7 protein-coding genes are annotated in these 9,077 nt (G+C 31.0%); all 7 read left to right on the forward strand.

Translation table 11 applies throughout. The features are described from left to right. The first annotated feature begins 2 nt into the window (after positions 1-2). The 7 genes from SB689_RS22390 to SB689_RS22420 all read left to right on the forward strand — a co-directional run bounded on the left by SB689_RS22390 (position 3) and on the right by SB689_RS22420 (position 8,776). Positions 3-3,689: a DUF6443 domain-containing protein gene (locus SB689_RS22390; protein WP_410694290.1), complete on the forward strand. Its 3,687-nt coding sequence runs from the start codon at positions 3-5 to the stop codon at positions 3,687-3,689. 1 nt (position 3,690) lies between these two features. After that, entirely contained in the window at positions 3,691-4,395 is a 705-nt protein-coding gene (locus SB689_RS22395; protein WP_410694291.1) for a hypothetical protein, read from the forward strand. Positions 4,396-4,715: 320 nt separating this feature from the next. Continuing rightward, positions 4,716-6,806, forward strand: a complete 2,091-nt coding sequence (locus SB689_RS22400; RefSeq protein WP_410694292.1) for an RHS repeat domain-containing protein — start codon at positions 4,716-4,718, stop codon at positions 6,804-6,806. 10 nt (positions 6,807-6,816) lie between these two features. Next, entirely contained in the window at positions 6,817-7,302 is a 486-nt protein-coding gene (locus tag SB689_RS22405) for a hypothetical protein (protein ID WP_410694293.1), read from the forward strand. Between the two features lies 1 nt (position 7,303). Continuing rightward, positions 7,304-7,783, forward strand: a complete 480-nt coding sequence (locus SB689_RS22410) for a hypothetical protein (RefSeq protein ID WP_410694294.1) — start codon at positions 7,304-7,306, stop codon at positions 7,781-7,783. Positions 7,784-7,846: 63 nt separating this feature from the next. Next, positions 7,847-8,332 carry a hypothetical protein gene (locus SB689_RS22415; protein ID WP_410694295.1) on the forward strand — a complete coding sequence of 162 codons (486 nt, stop codon included), beginning with the start codon at positions 7,847-7,849 and terminating at the stop codon, positions 8,330-8,332. Between the two features lie 9 nt (positions 8,333-8,341). Next, positions 8,342-8,776 (forward strand): hypothetical protein, encoded by a 435-nt coding sequence (locus SB689_RS22420; RefSeq protein ID WP_410694296.1) that lies wholly within the window; start codon positions 8,342-8,344, stop codon positions 8,774-8,776. The last annotated feature ends 301 nt before the right edge of the window (positions 8,777-9,077 follow it).

A 9,077-nucleotide genomic window follows, 5' to 3' on the forward strand; every position in this document is an offset into this window, starting at 1 on the left:
CGATGAAAAAAATACTATTAATAACTAATTTTCTGTTAGTTGGTTTTACCTATGCACAATCCGGGCTTACCACAACAGAAAACTATGTATACGAAAAAAACTGTTTAACGGAAGACTGCTCCAGGAAAGTAGAAAATGTAAAATACTTTGATGGTCTTGGAAGACTGAAACAAAACATATCTTTAAAAGCAACACCCGCCGGAAAAGACATTGCTCTACCTGTAGAATATGACAGTTACGGAAGACAGATAAAGGAATATCTTGCAGTTCCTCAGACAGGAACGCAGGATGGGGCAATATATCCTGATCCGCTTTCCAATGCTACTGCTGTATATGGCAATGAGAAGATCTATACTGAAAAAACGTTTGAGACTTCACCATTAGATAAGGTTTTACAACAAAAGCAATTGGGAAATGCATGGTCTGCTCACCCTGTGAACTTCTCATACTCTGCCAATACTGCCAATGAAGTAAAAAAATATACTGTTGAAACTACATGGCAGGATGGCAGAACAAACAGTGAACTGAGTATTTCAGGAAATTATCCTGCCAATTCATTGTTCAAATCTACCGTTATCGATGAAGACGGAAACAGCAGTATTGAATTTAAAAACAAAAAAGGGCAGACTGTCTTAATCAGAAAAAAAGACGGGACTCAAAATGTTGACACCTATTATGTGTATAATGAATATAATCAGTTGGCATATACCATTCCTCCACTGGCTTCTCAGTCTGGATTAGTAGATGACATAACGCTTAATAATCTTTGTTATCAATACAGATATGACGGTTGGAACCGTGCTGTAGAAAAGAAACTTCCCGGAAAAGGCTGGGAATATATGCTGTATGATAAACAAAACAGATTGGTTGGAAGTCAGGATAGTGTTTTAAAAGCCAAAGGACAGTGGATTTATACCAAGTATGACCAATTCGGAAGAGTGGCTATATCCGGAATCTCAACGGGATATGATAGAAGTGTAGAGCAGGCAGAAATAGATGGATTGGGAGCTAATAACGTCAACAGATTAACGATTCCACCATTTAACAGACAAGGGGTAGATGTTTATTATGGAAATCAAGATATAACCTATCCTAATTCTACTAAATGGGTGACATTATTATCTTTGAATTATTATGACACCTATCCGTCTTACAGTTTTAATCCGTCATTTCCTCCTAATGCTTTAACAGATAATTCTACAGGAAATAATACAAGCACAAAAAGTCTTCCTGTAATGAGTCTGATAAAGAATATTGAAGATGATAACTGGACAAAAAATTATAATTATTATGATGCCAAAGGAAGGGTTTTAGAAACCTATTCTATCAACCATTTGGGAGGATATACTAAAACAGACCTTACAGTGGATTTTGCGGGAGTACCGCAAAAAACAGAAATGTATCATGTAAGAAAACAAGGAGAAGTGGGAGTAACGATTAAAGAACGTTTTGATTATGACCTTCAAAACAGACTGTTGAAACATTGGCATCAGGTAGGCAGTAAACCTGAGCAGCTCTTGGTTGAAAATTCATATAATGAATTATCACAGCTTACCAATAAAAAAGTAGGAAACAATCTTCAAAGTATAGATTATGCTTACAATATAAGAGGTTTAGTAACGGATGTTAACAAAAACCAGATGGGGTTAGCCGATCTGGGAGGAAAACTGTTTTCATATAGAATTAATTACAACCAAAAAGAAGGAATTACCAATCCTGATTCGGCATTATTTCCTAATAAAAATGTAAGTCCTAAATATAATGGGAATATTACAGAGGTAGACTGGAGGGCAGTTGAAACGATAGGCACCAATCCATCTCTTACTCCAAAAAGATATGGTTATGCTTATGATGGTTTGAATAGAGTTACCGCAGGATATTATCAGAATCCCAATAATCCGTATAGTAAAGAAAATATAGAATCTATTGATTATGATCTTAACGGAAATATCTCAAAGCTCTACAGAACTGCCGTACTGGAAAGCGGAACCAATACTGCAACAGTAATTGATAGATTATCTTACAGTTATACAGGAAATCAAGTGACAAATATTATTGATGCCTCTCAAAACTCTACTGGATATGAAGGTGGAGGAAACATGATCTCTTATGATGTCAACGGGAATATGACAACAATGCCTGACAAAGGTATTTCTTCTATAAAATATAACTATCTGAATCTTCCTAATTACTTACATGTCAATAAGAACAGCATTGAAGATGTTACTATTAATACCAAATATAGAGCAGATGGAACTAAGTTAACAAAGGAAAATACTACTGTTTTAATAGGAGTTGCAGGACCTACAATAACCAAAAGAACCACAGATTATCTGGATGGTTTCCAGTATTTTAAATTAGAAAATATCAACGGTGGAGGTTCTTCGGAAATGCTAATGAGCAATTCATTATCTATCAAAGCCATGCAGCCACAGATATTCAGTCTTGATGGTCCTGTCGTTACCGATCCAACAATTGACCCTCCCTTTGGAGGTGGAGGTATTATTGTAGATGTAAAGACTGATGATTTGCAGTTTTTTCCAACGTCAGAAGGTTTTTATGATTATCAGAAAGATCAGTATATTTACCAGTATAAAGATCATTTAGGAAATGTAAGAATAAGTTTCGCGAGAAACAGCACAGGAGCTCTTGAAATCACCGATAAAAATGATTACTATCCCTTTGGGATGAATCATCTAAAGACGGGTACAGCATTCTTTGGATTAGGAATTTATCAAAACTATAAGTATAATAATAAAGAACTTCAAGAAACAGGAATGTACAGTTACGGATGGCGAGATTATATGCCGGATATAGGAAGATGGAACGGAATCGATCAGTTAGCTGAAAAATATCTTTCTACGAGTACATATGCATATGTAGCTAATAATCCTGTTTCTTTATCTGATGTAGATGGAAGATGGTTTGATCAAGATGGACATATTGTAAATACTTCAGGACAGACAATGGCGTTCTTGGGGAAGAAATTTATGAGTAGCTTCATAGGAAGAACAGCTGATGAAGGTGGTGGTGGAAATGCATTAAACTTTACTAATCCTTCAACTTTTGACTTCTTACAAGAGGTATTAACAAAAGATGGAGCAATTGGAGCAATGTTTTCTTTAGTAGAGCAATTAAAAAAGGCTGGGTTTAGAGATCCTGCAAATGATAAAGCAAAATTTGGAGATTGGGAAAAATTGATGAATATTGACGCAATATCTGAGCTAGTAGGGGTGTTGCAGACGGCTGCAAATACATCTAGGGGGCTTGATTTTAAAGAAACGAGTAATTTTTTAATAAAAGGTAAATCTAACGGTTTTAATGTCTTAATAAATATGAAAAACATATCAGGAATTCTCGATTATGCATTTACTATCGGACACGAAATAGATCATTCAATATTCTATTATTTTAAAGATGAATTTTACAACGTTATTAAATCAAATAGTAATAATGCAACTAGTAGAATGGCATATGGTTTTTATGATGAATATAATTCTTATAGTTGGGAAGTAAAATTTGGTAATTCTAAATTTTCCAATGCTTGGGATATTACATATGAAAAGCATGGTCCACAATCAAAAATATCATATCATAGCCCTGAATCAATTAAAGTGATAAAGTCAAACTTGATAAATTTAAATATAGCATGGGCTAATTTTTATAATAATCTTTTAAAAAAGCAATAGTATGAATAAGTGTTTAATTATATTTTTTACATTTTTTATTAATCTGATATCTTCTCAAGTAAACCTTAATGTAGTAATATTAAAAAAAAATAGTAGTGGTCAGTATGTATTAGGGATTACGGTTACAAATGAATCTAAAAATAATTATATAATTCCAATTGATACAACAGGGTTTAAAGCATATTATCCCTCAGAAGTTTGTAGTAAAATCGAAAATACAGATTATCCATATAAGTACCTAGGGCCATCAATAATAATTAAAGATATAAATACTGATAAATATCTTGAAGCCAATCCTGCTGCATTTGATGTTAATGAAAAAATGGCGATAGAAATTGAAAAAAAGATAGATTCTAGTCTACAAAAAAAGAAAAGTATAATTGATATTTGGAGATCTAAAGAAAAAATTGAAAATTATAAAAGTGCAGAAAAGAACCACTATTTAATGACTAATATAATTCTATTAAAGGCTAAGCATAGTTTTACATATGAAATTCAAATGGATATTTTTGATATTAGACGATCTGAATTTTCTTTAAATCATGACAAATATATTTTAGATGAAGATAAGAGCTATGATTTTTCTTTACTGATTTGTATAGATAGAATATTATATAATTATTTGACATCTACACAAAAGAAAAAATTGAAAAATTACAAATTTTTTGAAGGTAAAATAATTAGTAATAATATATCGTTTAAATAACTGTAATATTCCAAAGTTAGTGATGAGAACAATTTCAAAACTAACTCATTGAAATTCAAATAAAATTTAAAACAATAAATTCAAAAACCAGAGTAGAACTTATCTACTCTGGTTTATTTTTATCTAAAAAAACATATTTAAATGATTGAGAATCATACCAAGTGTTTCAGATTTAGTGATGAATGAGTTTGATTAAAAATATTTAAGATGATAACTTTGCGGGTATTATAAAACAATCCAAAACATACCATAAAAGGCTGAATACAGATACCGAAAAAATAATCATCCAAACTTTTACCTACGATAATCAAAACAGATTATTGGTTCAGAAACATAAAGTTGACAATAACACAGAAGAGATCTTAGCACAAAATGAGTATAACGAGCTTTCACAATTAAAAAATAAGAAAGTTGGTGGAATAAATACCGCAACACCTCTTCAGAGTATAGATTACTCCTATGATATCCGAGGTCAACTGACCAAGATTAACGATCCTGCCAACCTGAACGGAAAACTTTTCGGATACGAAATAAAGTATAACAATCCTGTGAATCCCAATATTGCATCACCTAGGTACAACGGAAATATTTCAGAGGTTGACTGGAAAAACTCATCCGAAGATGTATTAAAAAGATACGACTATTCATATAATAGTCTCAACAGACTGCAGGATGCTGTTTATTCTGAGCCCAACTCTACGACTCCGTTTAATAATAACTTTAACGAAAGTCTTACGTATGATCTCAACGGAAATATTTCTACTTTAAAAAGAAATGCTTTCCCTGTTTCAGGAAACACGTCAACGCTCGTAGATGATCTTACCTACCAATACACAGGAAACCGTCTGGATAAAGTTATTGAAAATTCATTCAACGATACCGGATATGAAGGCGGAAACAATGTGATATCTTATGACCTAAACGGAAATATGACCAATATGAAAGATAAAGGTATTCAGACCATTAATTATAATTACCTGAATTTAGCTAACCAACTTTCTATCAAATATACCAATCCGCTGGGTAAGGTTTCCAATACAAGTATTAATTATCTTTATCGTGCTGACGGAACAAAACTTCGTAAAACATACGATAATATAGGCGACATGGGAGCGAACATCAGCCGTATGACAGATTATCTGGATGGATTTCAATATTCTTATGAAGATAACGGTACCGGTGGCATCTGTATGACATGCAGAACAGAAGTTGCCTATGAGACACAAGCCTATAAAAAAGGACTCATCGGAGGGCCTGTTCTTCCTGCAATGCCGGAATGGAAACTTAGTTTTCTACCCACAGCAGAAGGATTTTATAGTTTTACAGAAAACCGTTATATTTACCAATATAAAGATCATTTAGGTAATGCAAGAGTAAGTTTTGCAAAAAACAGCGCAGGTGTTCTTCAGACTACAGATACCAATAATTTCTATCCGTTTGGATTAAGTCATATTGGTGGTTCAGCGGCTTCTAATTTTGGAAACTATTATTCTTACAAGAATAGCGGAAAAGAATTGCAGGAAACCGGATTCTATGATTACGGATGGAGACAATATATGCCGGATATTGGAAGATGGAACGGGATCGATCAATTGGCTGAAAAATATCTTTCTACAAGTACGTATGCGTATGTAGCTAATAATCCTATCTCATTATCTGATGTAGATGGAAGATGGTTTGATGAAGATGGTCATATTATCAATACTTCCGGACAGACAATGGGATTAGTAGGAAAAAAATTGTTGAATAGTTTTCTAGGACGTACTGCCGATGAAGGCGGTGGCGGAGACAGCGGCGGTATAACTATAGGAGATATTTTAGATGCACAAGCTGCTAATTCTGTAGATTTTTCACAGTTTGATTTTACTAAATATGGAAAACTAGATACTGATGAAGAACCTGTGAATTTCTTTGGGAAAACGGGTGCTGATGCTCCTTTTTATCAAAAATTTCAAGAAATGTTTGAAATGTTTAAAGGAACGGCAGGAGATGGAATTTTTAGAGCGTTTGGACATGGTGGTTATGGTAATATCTATGATGGCGAAACTGCGATCCATACAGCAGATAAATTTGATACATTGATGAATAAACGAAATAGTAATTGGAAAAATGTAGATAAAATAAAAGATGCCATTTTAATATTATATGTTTGTCGAACAGCCACAGATTATCCGGACTTAAAAAACTATAAAACTTTTGGTGAAAAAGTTTCTAGAGCGCATCCTAACCTTACAGTTATTGCTTTTGATGAATATGTAACTTATGATAATTCTGTGAAAGGAATGCGAAATGTAAATTTAAAAGAAAATACAGGAGATGGTTTGGGTTCTATTATTTTTTATAGAAATGGTCAAGTTTTAAAAAGACAAGAGTATAAAGAATTTCTAAAAAAATACCCTAATTTTCAATAACAAAAACTTTATGAGAAAAATAACATTATTATCAATACTTCTTTTAATTGCTAATTGTAACAAAAGTGATAAACAATTAAAAAATATTTCAACTAAAGATTCTACTGCGAAATCAAATTTTGTAAAATTTGATTTTCATGATAAAGAGCTTCAAACTAATTTAAACAAGGCTATTTTAAATGGTGATACATTAGCATATATAAGAAGCTATAAAGCTTATACAACTAATGGTAAGGACAAAGAGTTTTTATATTATGCTATACTAATGGCTGAGAAAAATAATTATAAGAAAGCTTATTATGATATTGCATTAATTCTGTCACTTCCTCCTACTGATTCACTAAAAGGAAAACATAAATATAATAGCAAATTCGGAGAATATTCATTTTCTAAATCTTATGAAATGGGAGATGAAGCTGCAAGAGAAATTGCAAAATATTATAAAGAAAAGAATGAAACAATACCAAAATCTTCATCAATATATTGTAAAGAATAGTATGAAATTTAATACCGTAATGCTCTTTAGTATTTCTTCGATTATGATATTTTCTTGTAATAAACAAGTGATAAATGATAAAATAAAAGAAACTGAATCAATTATTTCTGCTAAAGAATCAGCTTTTCTTACTGATTCTTTAAAAAATGTTTTAAACGTTGTTTTAAAAAATAATGATACAACAGAATATCAAAGACTTTATAAAGAATTTGTAGTCAGTGGGCATAAGAAAGAGTTTCTATATTATTCAATGAAAATGGGAGAATTAAATAATTTTGGCGAAGCATTTTTTGACACATCAACAATATTAGAAAAATATAATTATGATAGTAAGTTCCCTCATGAAAGCAAAATAACATTATATTATCTTTTAAAAGCTTATGAAGTTGGTAATGAAAATGCAAAAATATTTATAAAAGAAATGTATTTAGATAAAGGATTGAAAGTACCAAGTTCAATATCTGTTTTAGAAAATAATTAAATTTAAATAAAAAATAGGATTGAAACTTCAATCCTATTTTTTCACATAAAACACAAAACAAATATGAAAAAAATAATATTATTTTTAACTATATTCTTATTATTTAATTGTACTAAAAATAATAAAAGAGTAAACGATTCTGCAAAAGACATACATGAAAAATCTGAAAATCCGAAGTTTGATTTTCATGATAAAGAGCTTCAAACTAATTTAAACAAGGCTATTTTAAATGGTGATACATTAGCATATATAAGAAGCTATAAAGCTTATACAACAAATGGTAAGAGCAAAGAGTTTTTATATTACGCAATTATAATGGCTGAAAAAAATAATTACGGAAGAGCATATTATGATATTTCTAGAATTCTGGCATTAAGAACTGATGATCCATTAGTTACAAAATATAATTATTCAAGTAAGTTTGGGAATTATTCATTTCTAAAATCTTATGAATTAGGGGATGATTTTGCTAAAGATGATGTGAAAGACTTTTACATCAATGAAAATAAATCAATTCCTACATCATCCTCAATTTATTGTAATGAATAAAATGAAAAGATGGTAAGAAGTTTTTTTTTAATGATTATACTTATTTTTTTCTCAGGTTGTGGAAACCAAAAAATAGAAGAAAATTATTTTATTGGTAAATGGAAATCTAATGATGGGGCTTCTTTTATTCTAAAGCAAGATGGGACTTGTATTTTAAAAAGTTTAAATTATTATGTCATTAGTTCTTTTCCAAGAAATGAAAATCAAAAATTAAATTGTGAAGGTATTTGGAAGATGGTTACTGATGCTGAAAGTGGTCTTATAGACGGAATTGATAAAGGCATAAAAATCACTTATCATGCACCCGGCAATCAAAGAGATGGAAGTATTACTTTTTACATTTCAGGAGAAGGTGCATTAGGAAGCAAAAAGCCCTTAAGTTTATTTATATGGGATGGTGACCCAGATGAAATGAAAAGGTATACATTTATTAAAGAGCAATAAACTGGTAATATATCAAATGTGGTAATGTTCCAAAGTTAGTGATGAGAACAGTTTCAAATACTAACTTATTGAAATTCAAATAAAATTCAAAACATTAAATTTAAAAACCAGAGTAGAAATTACCTACTCTGGTTTATTTTTGTCGAAAAAAACATATTTAAATGATTGAGAATCATAGCAAGTGTTCAGAGTTAGTGATGAAAAAGTTTTAGAAATAATAATTATTGTAAATCGTCAGCAAAAAGTGGACATTTGATATTAGAAATTTAAGGAGTGTTTTCATAAAAAGAGTAATTTTAAT

Source organism: Chryseobacterium sp. SIMBA_038 (assembly GCF_046535115.1).
In the GTDB taxonomy this organism is placed as follows: Bacteria; Bacteroidota; Bacteroidia; order Flavobacteriales; family Weeksellaceae; genus Chryseobacterium.

Excerpts from the sequence above, each read along its gene's own strand:
- SB689_RS22390 (WP_410694290.1), top strand. The coding sequence starts at position 3 with ATGAAAAAAATACTATTAATAACTAATTTTCTGTTAGTTGGTTTTACC.
- SB689_RS22395 (WP_410694291.1), top strand. The coding sequence starts at position 3,691 with ATGAATAAGTGTTTAATTATATTTTTTACATTTTTTATTAATCTGATA.
- SB689_RS22405 (WP_410694293.1), top strand. The coding sequence starts at position 6,817 with ATGAGAAAAATAACATTATTATCAATACTTCTTTTAATTGCTAATTGT.
- SB689_RS22410 (WP_410694294.1), top strand. The coding sequence starts at position 7,304 with ATGAAATTTAATACCGTAATGCTCTTTAGTATTTCTTCGATTATGATA.
- SB689_RS22415 (WP_410694295.1), top strand. The coding sequence starts at position 7,847 with ATGAAAAAAATAATATTATTTTTAACTATATTCTTATTATTTAATTGT.
- SB689_RS22420 (WP_410694296.1), top strand. The coding sequence starts at position 8,342 with ATGGTAAGAAGTTTTTTTTTAATGATTATACTTATTTTTTTCTCAGGT.